The sequence below is a fragment of the Rhodanobacter sp. FW101-FHT13A11 genome (genome assembly GCF_058790335.1).
Genome location: NZ_JBYTCN010000003.1, coordinates 287,837 through 308,439, shown reverse-complemented (window position 1 = coordinate 308,439; position 20,603 = coordinate 287,837). Strand labels below are relative to the sequence as shown.

20 protein-coding genes, 1 tRNA gene and 2 riboswitches are annotated in these 20,603 nt (G+C 67.4%); of the genes, 11 read left to right on the top strand and 10 right to left on the bottom strand.

What is annotated here, in order from left to right; all coding sequences use genetic code 11:
• Window positions 1-67: 67 nt before the first annotated feature.
• Window positions 68-394, bottom strand: coding sequence for an ATP-dependent Clp protease adapter ClpS (clpS, locus tag AC3WRN_RS05745; RefSeq protein ID WP_068095342.1), 327 nt, complete (start codon window positions 392-394; stop codon window positions 68-70).
• Window positions 395-518: 124 nt separating this feature from the next.
• Here clpS and AC3WRN_RS05740 point away from each other — a divergent pair, with 124 nt between their 5' ends.
• Genes AC3WRN_RS05740 through hflD form a run of 3 tightly spaced genes read left to right on the top strand, consistent with a single transcriptional unit; the run spans window position 519 to window position 2,783 of the window.
• Window positions 519-1,004, top strand: a complete 486-nt coding sequence (locus tag AC3WRN_RS05740) for an NUDIX hydrolase (protein WP_492622239.1) — start codon at window positions 519-521, stop codon at window positions 1,002-1,004.
• Window positions 1,001-2,149 carry a tRNA 2-thiouridine(34) synthase MnmA gene (gene mnmA, locus AC3WRN_RS05735; RefSeq protein ID WP_492622238.1) on the top strand — a complete coding sequence of 383 codons (1,149 nt, stop codon included), beginning with the start codon at window positions 1,001-1,003 and terminating at the stop codon, window positions 2,147-2,149. Before AC3WRN_RS05740 ends, mnmA begins: the two co-directional genes overlap by 4 nt.
• A gap of 10 nt (window positions 2,150-2,159) precedes the next feature.
• A complete protein-coding gene (gene hflD / locus AC3WRN_RS05730; protein WP_068095348.1) occupies window positions 2,160-2,783 on the top strand; it encodes a high frequency lysogenization protein HflD in 624 nt (207 codons plus the stop codon).
• A gap of 137 nt (window positions 2,784-2,920) precedes the next feature.
• On the opposite strand, the gene AC3WRN_RS05725 is transcribed toward hflD, so the two are convergent.
• Window positions 2,921-4,192: a porin gene (locus AC3WRN_RS05725; RefSeq protein ID WP_068095360.1), complete on the bottom strand. Its 1,272-nt coding sequence runs from the start codon at window positions 4,190-4,192 to the stop codon at window positions 2,921-2,923.
• Between the two features lie 194 nt (window positions 4,193-4,386).
• On the opposite strand from AC3WRN_RS05725, the gene rnt reads away from it, so the two are divergent.
• From rnt to phoU, 6 genes are all read left to right on the top strand, one after another.
• Window positions 4,387-5,046 carry a ribonuclease T gene (rnt, locus tag AC3WRN_RS05720; protein ID WP_068095349.1) on the top strand — a complete coding sequence of 220 codons (660 nt, stop codon included), beginning with the start codon at window positions 4,387-4,389 and terminating at the stop codon, window positions 5,044-5,046.
• 128 nt (window positions 5,047-5,174) lie between these two features.
• On the top strand, window positions 5,175-6,209 hold the full coding sequence (pstS, locus tag AC3WRN_RS05715; protein ID WP_068095351.1) for a phosphate ABC transporter substrate-binding protein PstS: 1,035 nt from the start codon (window positions 5,175-5,177) through the stop codon (window positions 6,207-6,209).
• A gap of 82 nt (window positions 6,210-6,291) precedes the next feature.
• The gene (gene pstC / locus AC3WRN_RS05710) at window positions 6,292-7,311 is read left to right on the top strand and encodes a phosphate ABC transporter permease subunit PstC (protein WP_068095353.1); all 1,020 of its coding nucleotides are present in this window, start codon (window positions 6,292-6,294) and stop codon (window positions 7,309-7,311) included.
• A complete protein-coding gene (gene pstA / locus AC3WRN_RS05705; RefSeq protein WP_492622237.1) occupies window positions 7,311-8,177 on the top strand; it encodes a phosphate ABC transporter permease PstA in 867 nt (288 codons plus the stop codon). Before pstC ends, pstA begins: the two co-directional genes overlap by 1 nt.
• On the top strand, window positions 8,170-8,979 hold the full coding sequence (gene pstB, locus AC3WRN_RS05700; RefSeq protein WP_068095357.1) for a phosphate ABC transporter ATP-binding protein PstB: 810 nt from the start codon (window positions 8,170-8,172) through the stop codon (window positions 8,977-8,979). Before pstA ends, pstB begins: the two co-directional genes overlap by 8 nt.
• Before the next feature lie 17 nt (window positions 8,980-8,996).
• Complete coding sequence (phoU, locus tag AC3WRN_RS05695; protein WP_068095359.1) at window positions 8,997-9,719, top strand: phosphate signaling complex protein PhoU; 723 nt, start codon at window positions 8,997-8,999, stop codon at window positions 9,717-9,719.
• An 85-nt stretch (window positions 9,720-9,804) separates the two neighbouring features.
• Here phoU and sugE read toward each other — a convergent pair whose 3' ends face one another.
• From sugE to rnr, 4 genes are all read right to left on the bottom strand, one after another.
• Complete coding sequence (gene sugE, locus AC3WRN_RS05690) at window positions 9,805-10,125, bottom strand: quaternary ammonium compound efflux SMR transporter SugE (protein WP_492622236.1); 321 nt, start codon at window positions 10,123-10,125, stop codon at window positions 9,805-9,807.
• A gap of 78 nt (window positions 10,126-10,203) precedes the next feature.
• Window positions 10,204-10,473, bottom strand: coding sequence for a CBU_0592 family membrane protein (locus tag AC3WRN_RS05685; RefSeq protein WP_068091478.1), 270 nt, complete (start codon window positions 10,471-10,473; stop codon window positions 10,204-10,206).
• Window positions 10,470-11,216, bottom strand: a complete 747-nt coding sequence (gene rlmB, locus AC3WRN_RS05680; RefSeq protein ID WP_068091480.1) for a 23S rRNA (guanosine(2251)-2'-O)-methyltransferase RlmB — start codon at window positions 11,214-11,216, stop codon at window positions 10,470-10,472. Before rlmB ends, AC3WRN_RS05685 begins: the two co-directional genes overlap by 4 nt.
• On the bottom strand, window positions 11,213-13,846 hold the full coding sequence (rnr, locus tag AC3WRN_RS05675; RefSeq protein WP_407071430.1) for a ribonuclease R: 2,634 nt from the start codon (window positions 13,844-13,846) through the stop codon (window positions 11,213-11,215). The genes rlmB and rnr overlap by 4 nt, the downstream gene beginning before the upstream one ends.
• A 132-nt stretch (window positions 13,847-13,978) precedes the next feature.
• Here rnr and AC3WRN_RS05670 point away from each other — a divergent pair.
• A tRNA-Leu gene (locus AC3WRN_RS05670) sits at window positions 13,979-14,065 on the top strand.
• 237 nt (window positions 14,066-14,302) lie between these two features.
• On the opposite strand, the gene AC3WRN_RS05665 is transcribed toward AC3WRN_RS05670, so the two are convergent.
• Window positions 14,303-14,710, bottom strand: coding sequence for a VOC family protein (locus tag AC3WRN_RS05665; RefSeq protein WP_492622235.1), 408 nt, complete (start codon window positions 14,708-14,710; stop codon window positions 14,303-14,305).
• Window positions 14,711-14,834: 124 nt separating this feature from the next.
• Window positions 14,835-14,936: riboswitch (glycine riboswitch) on the top strand.
• A gap of 1 nt (window position 14,937) precedes the next feature.
• Window positions 14,938-15,026, top strand: a riboswitch (glycine riboswitch).
• 45 nt (window positions 15,027-15,071) lie between these two features.
• Between AC3WRN_RS05665 and gcvP the strand changes: the two genes are divergently transcribed.
• Window positions 15,072-17,987, top strand: coding sequence for an aminomethyl-transferring glycine dehydrogenase (gene gcvP / locus AC3WRN_RS05660; RefSeq protein ID WP_492622234.1), 2,916 nt, complete (start codon window positions 15,072-15,074; stop codon window positions 17,985-17,987).
• A gap of 108 nt (window positions 17,988-18,095) precedes the next feature.
• Here gcvP and AC3WRN_RS05655 read toward each other — a convergent pair whose 3' ends face one another.
• The 3 genes from AC3WRN_RS05655 to AC3WRN_RS05645 form a co-directional block, all read right to left on the bottom strand.
• Window positions 18,096-19,034: a GGDEF domain-containing protein gene (locus AC3WRN_RS05655; RefSeq protein WP_492622233.1), complete on the bottom strand. Its 939-nt coding sequence runs from the start codon at window positions 19,032-19,034 to the stop codon at window positions 18,096-18,098.
• Window positions 19,035-19,243: 209 nt separating this feature from the next.
• Complete coding sequence (locus AC3WRN_RS05650; protein ID WP_492622232.1) at window positions 19,244-20,002, bottom strand: anti-sigma factor family protein; 759 nt, start codon at window positions 20,000-20,002, stop codon at window positions 19,244-19,246.
• On the bottom strand, window positions 19,999-20,490 hold the full coding sequence (locus AC3WRN_RS05645) for an RNA polymerase sigma factor (RefSeq protein WP_492622231.1): 492 nt from the start codon (window positions 20,488-20,490) through the stop codon (window positions 19,999-20,001). The genes AC3WRN_RS05650 and AC3WRN_RS05645 overlap by 4 nt, the downstream gene beginning before the upstream one ends.
• Window positions 20,491-20,603: the final 113 nt, after the last annotated feature.

Here is a 20,603-nt window from a genome sequence, read left to right as displayed (position 1 = left end):
TCGGATCGTCTCCGCTTGCAATGGTTGAGCGGCCTGCGGTGCCGCGATGAGCACAAAATGGGGACGCTCAGAGCTTTTCCATAGTGCACAGCAACGGGTGCTGATGGGAACGTGAATATTCGTTGACGTGGGTTACCTTGGTCTCCGCTACCTCGCGGGTGAACACGCCGCACACGCCCCGCCCGCGGGTATGCACATGCAGCATCACCTGCACCGCCTGCTCCTGGTCCAGGTTGAAGAAAGCGCGCAGCACCTCGACCACGAAATCCATCGGAGTGAAGTCGTCGTTCAGCAGCAGCACCTGGAACAGCGGCGGCCGCGCCACCTCCGGTTTCGCGGTTTCCAGCGCCAGGCCGCGGCCGCTGTCGTGCTCATGTTCGGATTCGTGGGCCATGGATGGGTCGTGGTATGAACTCTGGGTCGAAAGTATACGCCGCGGCGCCGGATCCACCCGCCACGGTGCGGCGGGAAAGGTGATGGCACAATGACACTTTTTCCAGCCCCGGCGTTCCCCCGACATGGCCGACTTCCCCGCTCCCGCCGAGATCTGGCGACCGCACGTCACCGTCGCCTGCGTGGTGGCCGACGGCGACCGCTACCTGATGGTCGAGGAGCGGGTCAACGGCCGGCTCGCCTGGAACCAGCCGGCCGGCCACCTGGAGGATGGCGAAACCCTCGTGGCGGCTGCCTTGCGCGAAACGCTGGAGGAAACCGGCTGGACCGTGCAGCTGCAACACCTGATCGGCGTGCACCAGTGGCGCAGCACCGAACACGGGGATGCGGTAATCCGCTTCAGCTTCGCCGCCCGCCCACTCGGCCACGATCCGGCGCGCCCGCTGGATGCCGACATTTGCCGCGCTGCCTGGCTCACCCGGGCCGAGATTGCCGCCCTGGGCGGACGCCTGCGCAGCCCGATGATCCTGCAGAGCATCGACCATTGGCTGGCCGGCCGGCGGCTGTCGCTGGACGTGCTGAGCCGGCTGCCCGAAGGCGGCGCGTCGTGAAGGTGATGCTCGGCATCTCCGGCGGCGTCGATTCCTCGGTCGCCGGTCTGTTGCTGCAGCAGGCCGGCTATGAGGTGGAAGGCCTGTTCATGCAGAACTGGGAGGAGGACGACCGCTCCGGCCCCTGCACCACCGATGCCGACCGCAAGGACGCCGTGGCGGTGTGCGGGCGGCTCGGCATCCCGTTCCACGCGCGCAATTTCGCCGCGGCGTACTGGGACGGCGTGTTCGAGCATTTCCTCGCCGAGTACCGCGCCGGCCGCACGCCGAACCCCGACGTGCTGTGCAACCGCGAGATCAAGTTCAAGACCTTCCTCGACGAGGCTCGCGCACTTGGCGCCGACAAGATCGCCACCGGCCATTACGCCCGCGTCGATTGCACGGACGGTCGCTACCGCCTGCTGCGCGCGGTGGACGCGGCGAAGGACCAGAGCTATTTCCTGCATGCGCTGGGCCAGCGACAACTGGCCGCCACCTTGTTCCCGCTGGGCGGGCTCGAGAAATCGCGCGTGCGCGAACTGGCCCGCGCAGCAGCCCTGCCGACCCACGCGAAAAAGGACTCCACCGGCATCTGCTTCATCGGCGAACGCGATTTCCGCAGCTTCCTCTCCCACTACATTCCGGCTCGCCCCGGCGAGATGCGTACGCCCGGCGGCGCGCTGATCGGCGAACACCAGGGCGTGATGTACTACACCCTGGGCCAGCGCAACGGGCTGGGCATCGGCGGCCGCCACGGCGCCGGCGGCGAGGCCTGGTACGTGGTGGGCAAGGACGTGGCGGCGAACGTGCTGTACGTCGCCCAGGGCGGCGAGAACCGCTGGCTGTATTCACGGCGGCTGCAATCGGAGGCACCGAGCTGGGTCGATGGCGCCACGCCCTCCACGCCGTTTCGCTGCACCGCCCGCACCCGTTACCGCCAGTCCGACCAGGCCTGCACGGTCAGCGTGCACGGCGACGGCCTCGAGATACGCTTCGACGAACCGCAGCGCGCGGTGACGCCGGGGCAGTCGGTGGTGCTCTACGATGGCGAGGTCTGCCTCGGCGGTGCGGTGATCGCGGCCACCGACGCGCCCTACGGCGGCCTGCTGCCGGCATTCACCCCTTCCCCCACCCATCCTGCAAGAGAATCATCGCCCCGTGTTTGAAACCTTTTCCATGACCGAGGAACGCGTGCTTGCCCTGGCCGGGCTGTTCCAGGCCTGTGCGCTGGCGCAGCAGCTGGCCAACGACGGCCGTTGTGACGAAGGCGCGATGGAGGCCAGCGTCGCCAGCGTGTTCCGCATCGACGCGCCTTCGGTGGTCGGCGTGTACGGCAGCATCTCGAACATCCGGCTCGGCCTGCGCAGCCTGATCGCCCAACTCGACGAAAACGACCGCGACATGGCGGTGACCCGTATGGCGGTGACCGTGGTGCGGCTGGAACGCAGCCTGTCGGCCCGGGCAGACCTGCTCGACAAGCTCCAGCAAGGCATCCTCGCCGCGCAGCGCCAGGCCGACCATTTCGGCATGGATTCCAGCCAGGTCTGCAGCCGGCTGGCCGAGGTGTATGCCGCCACTCTGTCGATCCTCAAGCCACGCGTCATGGTCAGCGGCAACCCGCTGCAGCTGCAACAGCCCGCCGTGGTGGAAAAGGTGCGTACCAGTTTGCTGGCGGCGGTACGCTCGGCGGTATTGTGGCGGCAGATCGGCGGCCGTCAGTGGCAACTGCTGCTGTACCGGCGCCAGTGCAGCATGCTGGCGCGCGGCCTGCTGACCGGAGCGACGCTGGATCACCGCTGACGGCGGATTGTCCGGGCCGCGGAAAAGCAAACGGCGGGCAATGCCCGCCGTTTTCCGTCCCTGGGTGGAACTCCTTGCGATAACCGTAGCCGGCTGCCATCCGACTGGAGGCAGTATGCCGCGGCAATGTGACGGTTTTAGAACGAAACCTCGCCGAACACGCCGATCTCGTTGGTCTTCACGTTCTGCACGTGCGGCGGCACCGGGGTGGTGACCGACTTGTCGGCCTTCTCGTGCTTCCACACGCCGGCCAGCTTGAAGCCCTTGGTCACCTGGTACTCCAGGCCGAGGTTGTAGTAGACGTCCTTGGCGTTGTGGTCCAGGTTCTTGCTGACCTTGGCGTTGTCATAGCGGGTGAACAGGGTCAGGCCGTCGGCGACCAGCACGCTGCCCCACAACGAGTAGCCGTCGGCCTTGTCCGACAGCGGGCTCAGCACGTTGTTCCAGTTCTTCGCGGTGAAGTACTCGGCGCCGAGGCGGAGCGACTTGTCGGCGTAGGCCACCATGAAGTCACCACGCTGGGCAGTGTGCGGCGCGCTGATGTTCTGCGTCTCCTTGCCCAGGTGACCACTGTAGCCGCCCACCGCCACGATCATGTTGTCGAACGGCACGAAGCCCACGCGGCCTTCGAAATCCACACCCTTGGTGCGGCTGGGGTTCTTGTAGCCGGCGCCGTTCACGACGGACACGGCGTAGTTGAGCGACTTGCTGGCGCCCAGCTCGCCACCCATGTGCAGGCCCCAGTCGGCCGAGGTGCCGTACTTCAGTCGGTCGATCAGGGTGTTCTCGACGTAACGGAAACCGTAGTAGTTCTCGGCGAACGGCACCCACGGCAGGTCGGCCGAACCGATGCGCAGCACGGCGGCATCGTCGAACTTGCCCTGCACGTAGGCTTTCTTCACGTACAGGCTGGTCTGGCCGATGGCGCTGGCGTAGTTGAAGTCGGTGGTCAGGTTGGCCGACCATACGTCGTTGAACTTGTGCGTGACGCCGAGGTAGAAGCGCTTGACGTCGATGCCGGTGCCCGACTTGTCGGTCTTGCCCTTGTCGCTGTTCTTGTCGCTGATGTTGGTGAAGTCGAAGAACATCTTGCCGGACAGCGAGGTATTGCCAAGCAGCTTGTCAACCGACGCGACCTTCTTGTCGCTGGTGGCCTGCGCCTTCTGCACCGTCTCCACCGCCTGGCCGGTCGACACGTTGATGTCGGACTGCGCATCGGTGCGCTGTTCCAGCTCGTCCACCTTGGACTGCAACGCGGCGAGCTGCGCCTTCAGCGCCTCGACTTCGGCGTTGCTGGCAGCCGGAGCCGTCGTCCTGTTGTGCGACTTCTGCGCCGGTGCCGCGGCGACCGTGAAGCTGGTAACGCCGAGACCGGCGGCAATCGCTACCGCAATCAATTTGGAACGCATGTCATTCTCCGCAAGTTTGGTGGAAAACATCTCGATCGCCCCCTCGACCTGACGGCTGGCCAGCGATTCGTTAAAAGTTTGCCTAGGCTTCTTTACGGTTGGATGCTGCTTTGATGACAGATTAAAGACAACGCCGCCGCATCCCCGGCAAGCATGCGGCCTACGCGCCGTGTACCGGCTGATATGCTTCGTGGATGGAAACGCCCGACAACAGCAATACCCCGCGCATGGCCGACCGGTTTCGCGGTTTTCTGCCGGTGGTGGTCGATGTGGAAACTGGCGGTTTCGACGCCGAGCACGATGCCCTGCTTGAAATCGCCGCGGTGCCGCTGGCCATGGATGCCGCCGGCTACCTGTACCGGCAGCCCACGGTTTCCACGCATGTGGAGCCGTTTCCGGGGGCGAACCTGGATCCGCGCTCGCTGGAGATCACCGGCATCGACCCGGGCAACCCGCTGCGCGGCGCCTTGGCCGAACGCCAGGCACTGGACCACGTCTTTCAGGTGGTGCGTGAAGCGGTGCGCGAAGCCGGCTGCCAGCGGGCGATCCTGGTTGGCCACAACGCCGCATTCGACCTCGGTTTCCTGAACCAGGCTGTGCGCCGTACCGGGCACAAGCGCAATCCGTTCCACCCGTTCAGCTGCTTCGACACGGTCAGCTTCGGTGGCCTTGCCTACGGTCAGACCGTATTGAGCAAGGCCGTGCTGGCGGCCGGGCATGCATTCGACAGCAGCGAGGCGCATTCGGCGGTCTACGACGCCGAGCGCACCGCCGAACTGTTCTGCAGCGTGGTCAATCGCTGGCGCCAGCTGGAAATGATCGAACAGGTCCACGCCGGGCTCGACGCCGCCTGAACGCGGCTGGTGGCGGATGGCCGGAAAGATGACAGTTTGTCATTTGGCTGCAACATTCATTTCATTCAATGGCAACACGCAAAGCCTGAAATGGCCGGGTCGCATCCGACCTCACCCAAGGAGCCACCGTGTTGATCAACCATAAATCCCCGCTTCGCTTCGCTGCCGTCGCCGCACTGGCGGTGGCCTCGACGTTCGGCGCCGCCGCGAACGCCACCGACATCACCGGCGCCGGTTCCAGCTTCGTCTACCCGGTCATGTCCAAGTGGTCGGCTGCGTATGCCGAGAAGACCGGCAACCACCTCAACTACCAGTCGGTCGGTTCCGGCGCCGGCATCGCGCAGATCAAGGAAGGCACCATCGACTTCGGCGCCTCCGACGCGCCGATGAAGGCCGAGGACCTGCAGAAGTTCGGCCTGGGCCAGTTCCCGGTCGTGGTCGGCGGCATCGTGCCGGTGGTCAACATCGCCGGCGTGCAGGCCGGCCAGATCAAGCTCGATGGCGCCACCCTGGCCGCGATCTTCATGGGCAAGATCAGCAACTGGAACGACCCGAAGATCGCCGCGCTGAACGCCGGCCTCAGTCTGCCGGCCGGCAAGATCACCGTGGTGCATCGCTCGGATGGTTCGGGCACCACGTTCAACTTCACCAACTACCTGTCCAAGGTCAGCCCGGAATGGGCCGACAAGGTGAAATTCGGCACGGCCGTGGAATGGCCGACCGGCGTGGGCGGCAAGGGCAACGAGGGCGTGTCGCAGTACGTGCGCCAGATCAAGGGCTCGATCGGCTACGTCGAGTACGCCTATGCGGTGAAGAACAAGATCAGCTGGGTCAACATGAAGAACGCCGCCGGCAAGGTGCTCTCGCCGAACGCCGAAAGCTTCGCTGCCGCGGCCGCCACCGCCGACTGGGCCCACGCGAAGGATTTCAACCTGATCATGACCAACGCGCCGGGCGATCAGGCGTGGCCGATCACCGCCACCACGTGGGTGATCATGTACAAGTCGCCGAAGAACGCCGTCAACAGCAAGGTCGCCTTCGACTTCTTCAAGTCGGCCCTGGAGCATGGCCAGGAGGCCGCTAGCGCGCTGGACTACGTGCCCCTGCCGGCGACCCTGGTCAGCCAGATCGAGGCGTACTGGACGTCCGAGTTCAAGCACTGATGCCGTAAAGTAAGAAAGCCGACGCCCCCGCCGGCCCTGCCGTCGGGGGCGTCGAGTTTTTCACCCCGCCTACTGGATCGTCATGCCAGCCACCGAAGCATCCATCATGTCCACCGACATCCTGGAACAGCGCAGTCGCCGCGATGCCCGCAACGAACGGCTGTTCCGCTGGCTGCTGAAGGGTTGCGCGCTGATCGTGCTGGCCTCCCTGCTTGGCGCCGCCGGCGCCACGCTGTGGGGTGGCCGCGATGCATTCGGCACGTTCGGCTGGCACTTCCTGGTCAGTTCGGAATGGGATCCGGGCAACGATGTCTACGGCGCCATGGTGCCGGTCTACGGCACCGTCGCCACCTCGTTCATCGCGCTGCTGATCGCGGTACCGATCAGCTTCGGCATCGCGGTCTACCTCTCCGAGGTCGCGCCCACCTGGCTGCGCACTCCGGTCTCCTCGGCGATCGAGCTGCTGGCCGGCATCCCCTCGATCATCTACGGCATGTGGGGCCTGTTCGTCTTCGCCCCGTTCTTCGCCGACCATGTCAAGCCGTGGCTGACCAGCAACCTCGGCAACAAGCCGGACGACGGCAAGTTGTCGTGGGTGGCCGAGCACGTGCCGTTCGTCGGCAAGCTGTTCGGCAGCGACTACCCGTTCGGCGCCAGCATCCTGGTCGCCGGCATCGTGTTGGCGATCATGATCATCCCGTTCATCTCCTCGGTGATGCGCGAGGTGTTCCAGACCGTGCCGACCCGGCTGAAGGAATCGGCCTATGCGCTCGGCTCCAGCACCTGGGAGGTGTCCTGGGACATCGTGCTGCCGTACACCCGCTCGGCGGTGATCGGCGGCATCTTCCTCGGCCTCGGCCGTGCGCTGGGCGAGACCATGGCGGTGACCTTCGTGCTGGGCAACGCCATGCACCTGTCCGCCTCGCTGCTCGACCCCGGCGCCTCGATCGCCTCGACCATCGCCAACCAGTTCAGCGAGGCGGCCGGCCTGCAGAAGTCCGCGCTGATGGCGCTGGCCTTCCTGCTGTTCGTGGTCACCTTCATCGTGCTGCTGATCGCCCGGCTGATGCTGCGCCGGCTGGCCAGCAAGGAGGGTCGCTGATGAGCGCGCTGTACCTGCGCCGCCGCGTCACCAATGCGGTCGCGATGACGCTGAGCATGCTGGCCACCCTGGTCGGCCTGGCCTTTCTGGCCTGGATCCTGTGGGAAACCCTGCGCCAGGGCATCGGCGCGCTGGACCTGAAACTGTTCACCAAGGTCACCGCCTACGGCGAGGACGGCGGCCTGCTGAACTCGATGGTCGGCAGCCTGATCATCAACTTCATCGGCATCGCCATCGCCACCCCGATCGGCGTGCTGGCCGGCACCTGGCTGGCCGAATACGCCGACCGCACGCGGCTGGGCGAATCGATCCGCTTCCTCAACGACATCCTGCTGTCGGCGCCGTCGATCGTGATGGGCCTGTTCGTCTACACCATCATCGTGCTGCCGAGCACCGCGCTGACCCACGGCAACACCACCTTCTCCGGCTTCGCCGGCGGCGTGGCGCTGGCGCTGATCGCGCTGCCGGTGATCGTGCGCACCACCGACGAGATGCTGCGGCTGGTACCCTCCACCCTGCGCGAGGCCGCGCTGTCGCTGGGCGTGCCACAGTGGAAGCTGACCCTGCAGATCCTGATCCGCGCCGCGCGCTCGGGCATCATCACCGGCGTGCTGCTGGCGCTGGCGCGGATCAGCGGCGAGACCGCGCCGCTGCTGTTCACGGCGTTCGGCAACAACTACATGGCGCTCAACCCGATCGACAAGATGTCCAGCCTGCCGCAGATCATCTACCAGTACGCCAACGACCCGGGCGAGGCGATGCATGCGCTGGCCTGGGCCGGCGCGTTCGTGATCACCATGTTCGTGCTGCTGCTCAGCCTGGCTTCGCGCCTGATCCTCTTCCGCACCAAGGTGTCCCATGACTGATTCCGCCCTCGCCACGAACCCGGCGTCGGAGACGGCCGCATCGGCGGCGGCCCCGAAGCTCGCCGTGCGCGACCTGCATTTTTACTACAGCGGATTCCATGCGTTGAAAGGCATCGACATGGATATCCCGGAAAAGCAGGTCACCGCGATCATCGGTCCGTCCGGCTGCGGCAAGTCGACCCTGCTGCGCGTCTTCAACCGCATCTACGCGATCTACCCGAAACTCGAGGCGAAGGGTTCGATCGAACTGGACGGCGAAAACATCCTCGACCCCGGCTATTCGCTGAACCGCCTGCGCAGCAAGGTCGGCATGGTGTTCCAGAAGCCGGTGCCGTTCCCGATGACGATCTTCGAGAACGTCGCCTACGGCATCCGCCACCACGAGAAGCTGTCGAAGGCGAACATGGAAGGCCGCGTGGAACAGGCGCTGCGCAGCGCCGCGCTGTGGGACGAGGTGAAGGATAAACTCAGGCAGAACGCGCTCGGCCTCTCCGGCGGCCAGCAGCAGCGCCTGTGCATCGCCCGCGCGATCGCGCTGAAGCCCGAGGTGCTGCTACTGGACGAGCCGACCTCGGCGCTGGACCCGATCGCCACCAGCCGCATCGAGCAATTGGTGGAAGAGTTGAAAAGCCAGTTCACCATCGTCATTGTCACCCACAACATGCAGCAGGCGGCGCGCGTCTCCGACCTCACCGCCTTCATGTACCTGGGCGAGCTGATCGAGTTCGACCGGACCGAAAGGATCTTCACCAAGCCGGGCAAGAAGCAGACCGAGGATTACATCACCGGGCGCTTCGGCTGATCACACAGGACCCCACCATGAATACCGGCACCGACCACATCATCAAGAGTTACGACAGCGAGCTGACCCGGCTCACCGGCGAGATCGTGCGCATGGGCGAGCTGGCGGTGACCCAGCTGGAAGCAGCCATCGACGTGCTCGAACGGCGCGACGAGCGCGCCGCGCAGCGCGTGGTCGGCAACGACGACGCGATCGACCAGATGGAGCAGGAGATCGGCCACGACGTGGTGCGCCTGCTGGCGCTGCGCGCGCCGATGGCCGGCGACCTGCGCAACGTGTATGCCGCCCTGCGCATCGCCTCCGACATCGAGCGCATCGGCGACTACGCCGCCAACGTCGCCAAGCGCTCGATCCCGTTGTCGATGGTGGCGCCGGTGGCGCCGGTCGGCGGCCTGCGCCACCTGGCCGAACTGGCCGCCGAAGAAGTGCGCGAGGTGCTGCTGGCCTATCGCGACCGCGACGCCGAACGCGCCTACCAGGTGTGGAAGGACGACGCCGTGCTGGACGAGGCCTATACCGGCTACTTCCGCCAGCTGCTCACCTACATGATGGAAGACCCGCGCAACATCACCCCGTGCACCCACCTGCTGTTCATGGCCAAGAACATCGAGCGCGTCGGCGACCACGCCACCAACATCGCCGAGAACATCTGGTTCCAGGTCACCGGCGAGCCGCTGGACAAGCAGCGCAGCAAGCGCGACCTCACCTCGAGCCCGGAAATCACCAAGCTCGGCGAATGATCTTCGCCTAACCGGTAGGAGCGCACCCTGTGCGCGATGCTTTTCCGTGGCCCGGCAAAAAAAGCATCGCGCACAGGGTGCGCTCCTACTGGCCAGCGGTGAGCTTGAGGCCGGCGATACCCACCAGGATCAGCGCAACGCACAACAGCCGCGGCCACGTGGCCGGATCGCCGAACAGCACGATGCCGAGCGCCACCGCACCGACCGCGCCGATGCCGGTCCAGATCGCATACGCGGTGCCGATCGGCAGCGTCTTCACCGCCGTCGCCAGCAGCACGATGCTGACCGCCATGGCCGCCAGTGTGCCGAGCGTGGGCCACAGCCGGGTAAAACCCTCGGTGTACTTGAGGCCGATTGCCCAGACCACTTCGAACAGGCCGGCCAGCAGCAGGTAGATCCACGCCATGGTGACGCTCCCCGGTTTGCTGCAGAGCCGTCCCTGCGATGGAAAGGCGCGCGGGGTCGTCCCCGTGCGGCGGGCGACTCACGGCAACTCGCGCGTCCCGCGGCGGCGCTTGATGCCGCGCACGATGCCGTAGCTGCCGATCAGCAGCCACGCCACCTGCATGACGAACGCCGACAGGTTGAAGCTGCCGAAAGCCAGCGACAGCATCACGCCGATCGCGCCCAGCACGTTCATCAGCTGGTAGACCAGCCCACTGCCCTGCAGCTTGCGCTCCTGCAGCAGAAAAAACGCCAGCAGCACCAGCGCCACGCCGATATAACCGGCCCAGTCGTACCAGAAGAAATTCATCGTTTCGCTCCCCGCTGGCGCAGCGCCTCGAACAACACTACGCCGGTGGCGACGGAGACGTTGAGGCTTTCCATCGTGCCCGGCATCGGGATCTTCGCCACGAAATCGCACAGCTCGCGGGTGAGCCGGCGGATGCCCTCGCCCTCGCTGCCCAGCACCAGCGCCACCGGGCCCCCGAAGTCGACGCCGTAGATGGCGGTGTCGGTATCGCCGGCCAGGCCGGTGATCCACACGCCGGCGTCCTTCAGCTCGCGCAGCGTGCGCGCCAGGTTGGTCACCGCGATCAGCGGCACGCGGTCGGCACCGCCGGCGGAGGCGCGCCGCACTACCGGGGTGAGGCCGACCGCGCGGTCCTTCGGCACGATCACCGCGGTGACCTTCGCCGCGGCGGCGCTGCGCAGGCAGGCACCGAGGTTGTGCGGGTCGGTGACGCCGTCGAGCACCAGCACCAGCGCATCGCTGCCGTCCCGCTCCAGCAGGCCGGCCAGGTCGCTTTCGTGCGCCGCCGGCGCCGCCTCGTAACGCGCCGCCACGCCCTGGTGGCGCGCTTCGCCGGCCAGCTTGTCCAGTTCGTCGCGCGGGCGGTGCCGCACCGGGATATCCAGCTTCTTCGCGCGCTCGGCCAGCTCCAGCACGCGCGCGTTGCGCTGGCCGTTCTCGACCAGCAGCTCGCGCACGCGTTCGGCATCGTTGCTCAACGCGCCCTCGACCGGGTTGATGCCGACGATCCAGCTCTCGCTCATGACTTGCCTTTCGGTTTGCGGCCGCCGTGCTTCGCGGGCTCCTGTGCAACGGGCGCCGGAGCCCGCCCGCGCGTGGCGGCAGTGCCCTTGCGCGGACGCTGCGCGTCGGCATGCTGACGGCCGGCGGCGTGCGACGGCGGCGGATTATCGCCCGGCGCGGCCCGGCGCGGCGCGGGCGCCTCGGCCGCGACCTCCTTGCGGCCGAATGCGCGGCCGATCGCCTTCGCGGCACGGCCGAACACGCCCGGCGCCTTGGCGGCGGCCTTCTTCGGCAGCGAATAACGCTCGCCCGCGGCGGCATAGTCGTAGGCCTTGCCGCCGGCGGGCGGTGGCGCGGCCGGCGTGCGCGGCGAGACCAGGCGGAAGTCGATCTTGCGATCCTCCAGGCTGGCACGCAGCACCTTGACGCGCACGTGGTCGCCGAGGCGGAACTGCGCCCCGGTGCGCTCGCCCTTGAGCAGTTTGCGGGTGGCGTCGAAGTGGTAGTAGTCGTTCATGAGCTGGCTGATATGCACCAGGCCGGACACCTTCGACTCGTCCAGTTCCACGAACAGGCCGAACGAGGTGACGCCGGTGACCACGCCGTCGAACTCGCTGCCGATGTGCTTCTCCATCCAGGCGCACTTGAAGCGCTCGTCCACGTCGCGCTCGGCCTCCTCGGCGCGGCGCTCGCGCTGCGAGCAGTGGATCGCCATCGCCGCCATCCCGGCAGGCGTGTAGGCGTAGTCGGCCGGCTTGCCGCCGGTCAGCGCGTAGCGGATCGCGCGGTGCACCAGCAGGTCGGGATAGCGGCGGATCGGCGAGGTGAAGTGCGCGTAGGCCTGCAGCGCCAGGCCGAAGTGGCCGCGGTTGTCCGGCTGGTAAGCCGCCATGCTCTGCGCGCGCAACAGCACGTTCTGGATCAGTTCGCGCTCGGGGCGATCCTGCACCATGCGCAGGATCTCGGCGAAATCCGCCGGCGTCACTTCGTCCACCGGCGGCATGCGCAGCTTGAACTCGCGCAGGAACTGCTGCAGGTCTTCGTACTTCTCCGCCGGCGGCGGCTCGTGCGCGCGGAACAGCGCGGGGACTTTCCTCTTCTCCAGGAACAGCGCCGCCTGCACGTTTGCGGCGATCATGCATTCCTCGATCAGCTTGTGCGCGTCGTTGCGCTCGGTGGCCCCCATCGATTCGACGCCGCCGGTCTGGTCGAGGCGGAACTTCACCTCGGGCGTCTCGAAGTCGATCGCGCCGCGGCGCCGGCGCTGGGCCGCCATCGCCTTGTACAGCGCGTGCAGGTTCTCCAGCTGAGGCAGCACGTCGGCCACCTCGTGGCGCGCGTCCGGATCACGCAGGCCCACGGCCTGCCACACCTTGTCGTAGGTGAGCCGCGCGTGCGACAGCATCACCGCGTCGTAGAATTTCGACCGGGTCACGCTGCCTTCGGCGTCGACCAGCATGTCGCACACCATGCACAGCCGCTCGACCTTCGGGTTCAGCGAGCAGATGCCGTTGGACAGCGTCTCCGGCAGCATCGGCACCACGAAGCCGGGGAAGTAGGTGGACGTGCTGCGCTCGAACGCTTCCTTGTCCAGGGCCTTGCCGACCAGCACGTAGTGCGAGACGTCGGCGATCGCCACGATCAGGCGCCAACCACCGCCGCGCTTGGGTTCGGCATACACGGCGTCGTCGAAGTCGCGCGCGTCGGCGCCATCGATCGTCACCAGCGGCAGCTTGCGCAGGTCGGTGCGGCCCTCGCGCTCGGCGGTGGTCACTACCGACTCCACCTGAGCCGCGTCGCGCAGCACCTCGGCCGGCCATTCGTGCGGCAGGTCGTGGCTGGCGATCGCCATCTCCACCACCAGCGACGGCTGCAGGCGTTCGCCCAGCACCGCGCGGATCTCGCCGATCGGGCCGCGTTGCGGCGTCGGCGGGTCGGTGATCTCGGCCACCACGATCTGGCCCGAGCGGGCACCCTGCTCCTTGCCCGGCTTGATCATCACGTCCTGGACGAGGCGGCGGTCGTCCGGGGCCACCAGGGTCACGCCGTTGTCGATCACCACCCGGCCGACCAGCCGCGGCGAGCGGCGCTGCAGCACTTCGGCGATCGCGCCCTGCCGCCGGCCGCGCCGGTCGATGCCGACCACGCTGGCCAGCACGCGGTCGCCATGCATCACCGCGCGCATCTGTTGCGGCGACAGGTACAGGTCGTCGCCGCCCTCGTCCGGGCGCAGGAAGCCGTAGCCCTCGGCATTGGCCAGCACCACGCCGGCGATCAGGTCCAGCTTCTGCGTCGGCGCGTAGCCGCCGCGACGGCCCAGCAGCAGCTGGCCGTCGCGCACCATCGCGGCGAGCCGCTTGCGCAGTGCCTCGAGGTCGGTTTCCTCGTGGATATCCAGCGCCTCGGCGATGCGCGCCTCGGTCAGCAGTTCGCCGCGTTCTTCCAGCAGGGCGAGGATCGCCTCGCGGCTGGGAATCGGGCGCGCATAACGCTGCGCCTCGCGATCGGCATGCGGGTCGCGCACGGCGCCTGCGGCGGCCTTGCTGCGCTTGTCCGGCGCAGCGGCGGCCCGCGGCGCCCGTTTGGCGGGCTTCTTCGCGGAAGGCGCGTCGCCGGGATTGCCGGAACGGGGGGGAGTTTTTCTGGTCACTCAGGATCCTTGTGATGTTTGCGCCGCGGAGAATGCCACGTCGCCATGAACGGATGTGAAAAAGTGTTGACAAGCCGTCGGCAGGTGCCTAAATTACGCGGCTCACGCAGCTCGCCGAGCGACGTGACACCTGCCCAGGTGGCGGAATTGGTAGACGCACTAGCTTCAGGTGCTAGCGGGGGCAACTCCGTGGAGGTTCGAGTCCTCTCCTGGGCACCAATTGTAAACGAAGGCCGCCTCCCGAGGCGGCCTTCGCTTTTTCCGGGCTTGATTAAAGTCAGGAAGGCCGCCTCCCGAGGCGGCCTTCGCTTTTTCCGGGTTTGATTAAAGTCAGGAAGGCCGCCTCCCGAGGCGGCCTTCGTTTTTCCGGGGTTTGATTGAAGTCAGGAAGGCAGGCGGACAGTGCACTGTCCTACGGCGCGCAATCATGCGGGGCGGGCGCCGCCCGCCGGCTTTTCAGGTGGCCGCCGGTCCCTTCAGCTCGATCATGTTGCCCTGCGGGTCGTACAGGTAGATCGACGGGCCCTCGCCTTGCGCGCCATAGCGCGAGCCCAGCTCGCCGATGCGTACGCCATGCGCCTTCAGGTGCGCCAGGATCGCCGCCTCGCCGTAATCCTCCACGCGCAGGCACAGGTGGTCCATGTTGTGGCCTTCCTTGCCTGGTGCAGCGCCGCCATGGCGGCCGAGCTTGCCGTCGATGGCCACCAGGTCGATCAGCGAGGCGCCGGCGCGCAGCTGCACCAGGCCGATATCGTCCTGCCGGCGTTCCTCGCGGCAGCCGAGCACGTCGCAGTAGAAGCGTTGCATGGCCACGATGTCGATGGCGCGCAACACCACGTGGTCGATTTCGCCGATACGGATCATGGCTGCTCCGGCGGGTCGGGGGATGGGGTGTCCGAGCATAGCGCGGACCAACGATCGGGATTCCCTGAACCCCGCCCCGGCAAGCTGCAACACGCCCCGGATCCCCCTGTATAATCGCCGCGGTAAACGCATGGTGGGAGAAGCGGGCGGCCCGGAGACCGGGCACGTACCGCTGCCGAAGACGCAACGCCCGTAATCGCTCAGGCTCCCATACCATCATGTGCGAACACTCTGGAGAGACCGGTTGAATCCGGCGCCGAAGGGGCACGAAGCGCAGGCATCGCGTTTCCAAACTCTCAGGCAAAAGGACAGAGGGGCGCCCCGCGTGCGGCACGGCACGCGAGTCTTCGGATGCCCGCTCATGAGCCACAACTCCTCCCCTTCCCTGCGCGACCTCGAACACCACGGCGCGTTCATCGAACGTCACATCGGTCCGGACGACGCCGAGATCACGCAAATGCTGCACGTGATCGGCCACGATTCGCTGGAGTCGATGACCGACGCCATCGTCCCCGGCTCGATCAAGTCCGCCGCGCCGCTGGCGTTGCCGGAGGCGATCACCGAAGAGGAAGCGCTGGCCAAGATCCGCGCGATTGCCGACAAGAACCAGGTGTTCCGCAGCTTCATCGGCCAGGGCTACTACGGCACGCTCACGCCGAACGTCATCCTGCGCAACATCCTGGAGAACCCCGCCTGGTACACCGCGTACACGCCGTACCAGGCGGAAATTTCGCAGGGCCGCATGGAGGCGCTGATCAACTTCCAGACGATGTGCGCCGACCTCACCGGGATGGAGATCGCCAACGCCTCGCTGCTGGACGAAGCCACCGCCGCGGCCGAGGCGATGACCCTGGCCAAGCGCTCGTGCAAGTCGAAGTCGAACGTGTTCTTCGTGTCGAACGGCGTGCACCCGCAGACGCTGGAAGTGGTGCGCACGCGTGCCGAGCCGCTGGGCATCGAGCTGGTGGTCGGCGCGGACAGCGACGCGGCCGGCACCGAGGCGTTCGGCGTGCTGTTGCAGTACCCGGACACCTTCGGCAGCATCAACGATTACCAGGCGATCGCCGACGCCGTGCACGCGCGCGGCGGCCTGGTCGCGGCCGCCACCGACCTGCTCGCGCTGACCCTGATCGCCGCGCCCGGCGAATGGGGCGCGGACATCGTGGTGGGCAACTCGCAGCGCTTCGGCGTGCCGTTCGGCTTCGGCGGCCCGCATGCCGCGTTCATGGCCTGCCGCGACGCGTACAAGCGCTCGATGCCGGGCCGCCTGATCGGCGTGTCGATCGACACCGAAGGCAAGGCCGCCTACCGCCTTACCCTGCAGACGCGCGAGCAGCACATCCGCCGCGAGAAGGCCACCTCCAACATCTGCACCGCGCAGGTGCTGCTGGCGGTGATGGCCTCAATGTACGCGGTCTACCACGGCCCCAAGGGCCTCACCCGCATCGCCCGCCGCACACATCGCCTGGCCGCGATTCTCGCCGCCGCGCTGCGCCAGGCCGGCGTCGCCGTGGGCAAGGACTTCTTCGACACCTTGCACATCACCGGCGTCGATGCGGCCGTGCTGCACGCGAAGGCGGCAGCCGCACGCATCAACCTGCGCCGCATCGACGACAAGAGCGTCGGCTTCAGCCTCGACGAAAGCACCACCCGCGCCGACGTGGTCGCGCTGGCGGCGTTGTTCGGCGCGAAGATCGAAAATGTCGACGCCCTCGACGCCGCCACCGCCGACGCCCTGCCTGCTGCCCTGGTGCGCAAGAGCGCGTTCCTCACCCACCCGGTGTTCAACACGCACCACAGCGAGCACGAGCTGTTGCGCTACATGCGCGCGCTGGCCGACAAGGACCTGGCGATGGATCGCACGATGATCCCGCTGGGCTCGTGCACCATGAAACTCAACGCCACCGCCGAGATGATCCCGATCACCTGGCCGGAATTCGCCAACATCCATCCGCTGGCCCCTGCCGCGCAGACGCAGGGCTACAAGGAACTGATCGACGGCCTGGAAGCGATGCTGGTCGAATGCACCGGCTACGACGCGGTGAGCCTGCAGCCGAACTCCGGCGCGCAGGGCGAATACGCCGGCCTGCTGGCGATCCGCGCCTACCACCGCTCGCGCGGCGACACGCATCGCGACATCTGCCTGATCCCCGAATCCGCCCACGGCACCAACCCGGCCTCCGCGCACCTGTGCGGCATGACCGTGGTGGTGACCAAGTGCGACGGCAACGGCAACGTCGACGTCGAGGACATCCGCCGCGCCGCAGAGAAGTACAGCGACCGTCTCGCCGCGCTGATGATCACCTACCCGTCCACCCACGGCGTGTTCGAGGAGGACATCGTCGCCATCTGCGACATCGTCCACCAGCACGGCGGCCAGGTGTATACCGACGGCGCCAACATGAACGCGCTGGTCGGCGTGGCCAAGCCCGGCAAGTGGGGCTCGGACGTGTCGCACCTCAACCTGCACAAGACCTTCTGCATCCCGCACGGCGGCGGCGGCCCGGGCGTCGGTCCGTGCGCGGTGAAGTCGCACCTGGCGAAGTTCTTGCCTGCCAGCTTCCCTGCTGGCGAAGATCAAGAAGCGGCCATCCATGGCCGCACTCCTCACAACAGCCGCTCCGTAGGGATGGTCAGCGCGGCCAGCTTCGGCAGTGCCAGCATCCTGCCGATCAGCTGGATGTACATCACCCTGATGGGCCAGCAGGGCCTGCGCAAGGCCACCCAGGTCGCCCTGCTCAACGCGAACTACATCGCCAGGCGGCTGGAGCCGCACTACCCCACTCTGTACACCGGCCGCAACGGGCTGGTGGCGCACGAGTGCATCCTCGACCTGCGCCCGCTCAAGGACGCCACCGGCATCGGCGCCGAGGACGTGGCGAAGCGGCTGATCGACTTCGGCTTCCACGCGCCCACGCTGAGCTTCCCGGTGTCCGGCACCTTGATGGTGGAGCCGACCGAGAGCGAATCGCGTTACGAGCTGGACCGCTTCATCGACGCCATGATCCAGATCCGCGACGAGATCCGCGCGATCGAGGAAGGCAAGCTGGACCGCGAGGACAACCCGCTGAGGAACGCCCCGCACACCGCCACCATGGTCAGCGGCAGCGAGTGGACCCACGCCTACCCGCGCGAACTGGCCGCCTTCCCGCTGGCCAGCCTGAAGTTGCAGAAGTACTGGCCGCCGGTGGCCCGCGTCGACAACGTCTACGGCGACAAGAACATCATGTGCGCCTGCATCCCGGTGGATGCGTACAAGGAAGAAGCCGAGGCGTAAGCCAGGCCGCCTTGAACTGTAGGAGCGCACCCTGTGCGCGAAGCTCTTTCGCCACGTGACGAAGAGCTTCGCGCACAGGGTGCGCTCCTACGGGATTTACCGAACGGACTACCCAGCCACGATGCGGTTGCGGCCCTGCTGCTTGGCCTGGTACAGCCGCTTGTCCACCGCATCGATGAACGGCCGCAGTTCGTCGTCGTGGCTGGGAATCACGGTGCCCACGCCGAGGCTGATCGTCAGTACGGGCCCGATCGGGGACGACTCGTGCGGGACTTGTTCGGCCAGGATCAGCTCGCGGCAGCGTTCGGCCAGCTTGCCGGCGGCGGCCTCGTCGGTTTCCGGCAGCACCAGCACGAACTCCTCGCCGCCGAAGCGGGCCAGCAGGTCACGCGCACGCGTGGCCGCCGAGCTCAGCACCCGTGCCACGTGCTTGAGGCAGGCATCGCCCTCCAGGTGGCCGTAGCAGTCGTTGTACTGCTTGAAATAGTCGATGTCGATCAGCAGCAGCGACAGCGGCTGCCGGTTGCGCCGCGCGTTGCTCCATTCGAGCTCGATGATCGCGTCGAAACGCCGCCGGTTGGCGACGCCGGTCAGGCCGTCGCGGAAGGAGAGCTCCTCCATCTCCTTCTGCAGGCTGACCAGCTGCTGCTCGGTGCGCTTGCGCTCGCTGATGTCGAACATGAAGCCGATCAGCGAATCGACCGTGCCGTCGTGCCGGCGCACCACGTGCACCACGTCGCGGATCCACACGTAGTGGCCGTCGCGGGTCAGCGCGCGATAGTCGGCCTCATGGTCCACCCCCGCCTGGGACTGCGCCACGCAGAAGTCCACCACCCACTCGCGGTCTTCAGGGTGCATGCGGCTGGCCCAGTCGCCCACGCTCTCCCAGCTCGAGGGTACCCAGCCCAGCAGCGCCTCGATCTGCGGCCCGATATAGGCGAACTGCTTGCTGGCCCAGTCAATCTTCCACGGGATCGCCCTGGTCGATTCCAGCAGCGTCTTGTAGACGCCGCTGTCGGATTCCACCCTGCTCTCGATATCCACCATCTCGCCGCCCCCGGAATGTTCCTGTCTGTGCCGCGCAGGCCACGGCGCTTGCAAAATATATATCAGGCCATCGACGCGCCAGGCCACGTCCGGCAAGCCGGCTCGGCGACGTCGATCGACCGGGCGACAGAAGGCCCGCCACGCGGAATCTCCCGCTGGCGCAGGCAGCCGGCCCTTGCCGGGGAACAACGCGTTACGAGGATCCGCGCCTAGCGCCAGCCGGCGTCGCGTGCCGCCCGCTCCTGTTGCGCATCGAACACGTTGCCGCGCAGACGCGTGTCGACCGCGGCCTGCACCGCGGGCGGCAAGGCGCTCGCCGCCTGGCGCAGTTCGCCGCCTTCCGGCGGGGGCGCAGCACCGAGCACAGGCAGCGCCCAGCCCGCACTCTCGTGGCAGGCAAGGCCGGCTTGCGCCGGCGGGGAGCGCAGCACGAAGGTGCGGCAGATGCGCCCGTCGTTGCCGCGGAAACTCAGGCCGATCGCCACCGGGGCATCCGCGTCGGGTTCGCTCGCCAGCACCCGGTCCAGTGCGCGGTTCAGGGCGCCCGCGGCGAACGGCTGGCCGCCCTGCATGCGCACCAGGTCGCCGCCGGGCAGCCACCACCACAAAGCCACGGCGAGCAGCGCTACCGAGGCGGCCAGCGCGGCTCCCGGCACGAACCAGCGGCGGGCCGTGCGGCGGCGGGGCGTGCCCGTGCCATGCCTGCCCGCCGGCATGACGAGCGGCGTGGCCGGTATCGCTGCCTGCATGGATCGCGGCTGCAACAAGGCAGACAGACGCGCCGGCACCGGCTCGTCGAGTACGGGGGCGAACGCGGCGTGCAGTTGCGCGCGTACCGCGCGCGCCTGCCGCACGCGACGGGCCAGCACCTCGTCGTGCACCAGCGCGGCGTCGATGCGCGCGGCGCTGGCCGCGTCGAGTTCGCCATCCACGTAAGCCTGCAAGGTATCGTCGTCGATCGGGTTCATGCGTCTTTCCCAAGATGGGCCTGCAAGGTGGCGCGGGCGCGGGCCAGGCGGCTGGTGACGGTGCCCACCGGCACCTCCAGCAGTTCGGCGGCTTCGCCGTACGACATGCCCTCGACCAGCACCAGGGCCACCACTTCGCGATGGTCCGGCGGCAGCGCCGCCAGCGCCATCGCCAGTTCCAGCTGCTGCGCGGGCTGCGCGCTGGCGCGGTCGGCGGCCATCTCGCCGGCCTCCTCCGGCGCGAACAGGTGTTGCGACCTGCCGCGCGCACGCAACTCGTCCCGCCAGGCGTTGCGCGCGATCGCAAATACCCACCGATCCAGCGCGGCGTCCGGCCGCCACTGCGCGGCCCTGGCCAGCGCGCGCTCCAGCACCATCTGCACCAGGTCGTCGGCGTCGGCCGCCTGCCCCGCCAATGCCCGCGCCAGGCGGCGCAGGCGCGGCAGCAGCGGGATCAGTCCTTCGCGCACGGCGTCGCTCGAATTCACGCATCACCTTCCATTACGTCTGGAGGGGAGGATTCCTTCCCTCGCGCGCATCGGCGCGGTTCGAGGGCGTAAAGCGAGCCCATGCTAGCATCCGGCCCCGCTGCTCCCGAGGT

Coding starts and splice junctions, on each gene's coding strand:
- clpS (WP_068095342.1), bottom strand. CDS start 394: ATGGCCCACGAATCCGAACATGAGCACGACAGCGGCCGCGGCCTGGCG.
- AC3WRN_RS05740 (WP_492622239.1), top strand. CDS start 519: ATGGCCGACTTCCCCGCTCCCGCCGAGATCTGGCGACCGCACGTCACC.
- hflD (WP_068095348.1), top strand. CDS start 2,160: ATGACCGAGGAACGCGTGCTTGCCCTGGCCGGGCTGTTCCAGGCCTGT.
- AC3WRN_RS05725 (WP_068095360.1), bottom strand. CDS start 4,192: ATGCGTTCCAAATTGATTGCGGTAGCGATTGCCGCCGGTCTCGGCGTT.
- rnt (WP_068095349.1), top strand. CDS start 4,387: ATGGAAACGCCCGACAACAGCAATACCCCGCGCATGGCCGACCGGTTT.
- pstC (WP_068095353.1), top strand. CDS start 6,292: ATGCCAGCCACCGAAGCATCCATCATGTCCACCGACATCCTGGAACAG.
- pstA (WP_492622237.1), top strand. CDS start 7,311: ATGAGCGCGCTGTACCTGCGCCGCCGCGTCACCAATGCGGTCGCGATG.
- pstB (WP_068095357.1), top strand. CDS start 8,170: ATGACTGATTCCGCCCTCGCCACGAACCCGGCGTCGGAGACGGCCGCA.
- phoU (WP_068095359.1), top strand. CDS start 8,997: ATGAATACCGGCACCGACCACATCATCAAGAGTTACGACAGCGAGCTG.
- sugE (WP_492622236.1), bottom strand. CDS start 10,125: ATGGCGTGGATCTACCTGCTGCTGGCCGGCCTGTTCGAAGTGGTCTGG.
- AC3WRN_RS05685 (WP_068091478.1), bottom strand. CDS start 10,473: ATGAATTTCTTCTGGTACGACTGGGCCGGTTATATCGGCGTGGCGCTG.
- rlmB (WP_068091480.1), bottom strand. CDS start 11,216: ATGAGCGAGAGCTGGATCGTCGGCATCAACCCGGTCGAGGGCGCGTTG.
- AC3WRN_RS05665 (WP_492622235.1), bottom strand. CDS start 14,710: ATGATCCGTATCGGCGAAATCGACCACGTGGTGTTGCGCGCCATCGAC.
- gcvP (WP_492622234.1), top strand. CDS start 15,072: ATGAGCCACAACTCCTCCCCTTCCCTGCGCGACCTCGAACACCACGGC.
- AC3WRN_RS05655 (WP_492622233.1), bottom strand. CDS start 19,034: ATGGTGGATATCGAGAGCAGGGTGGAATCCGACAGCGGCGTCTACAAG.
- AC3WRN_RS05650 (WP_492622232.1), bottom strand. CDS start 20,002: ATGAACCCGATCGACGACGATACCTTGCAGGCTTACGTGGATGGCGAA.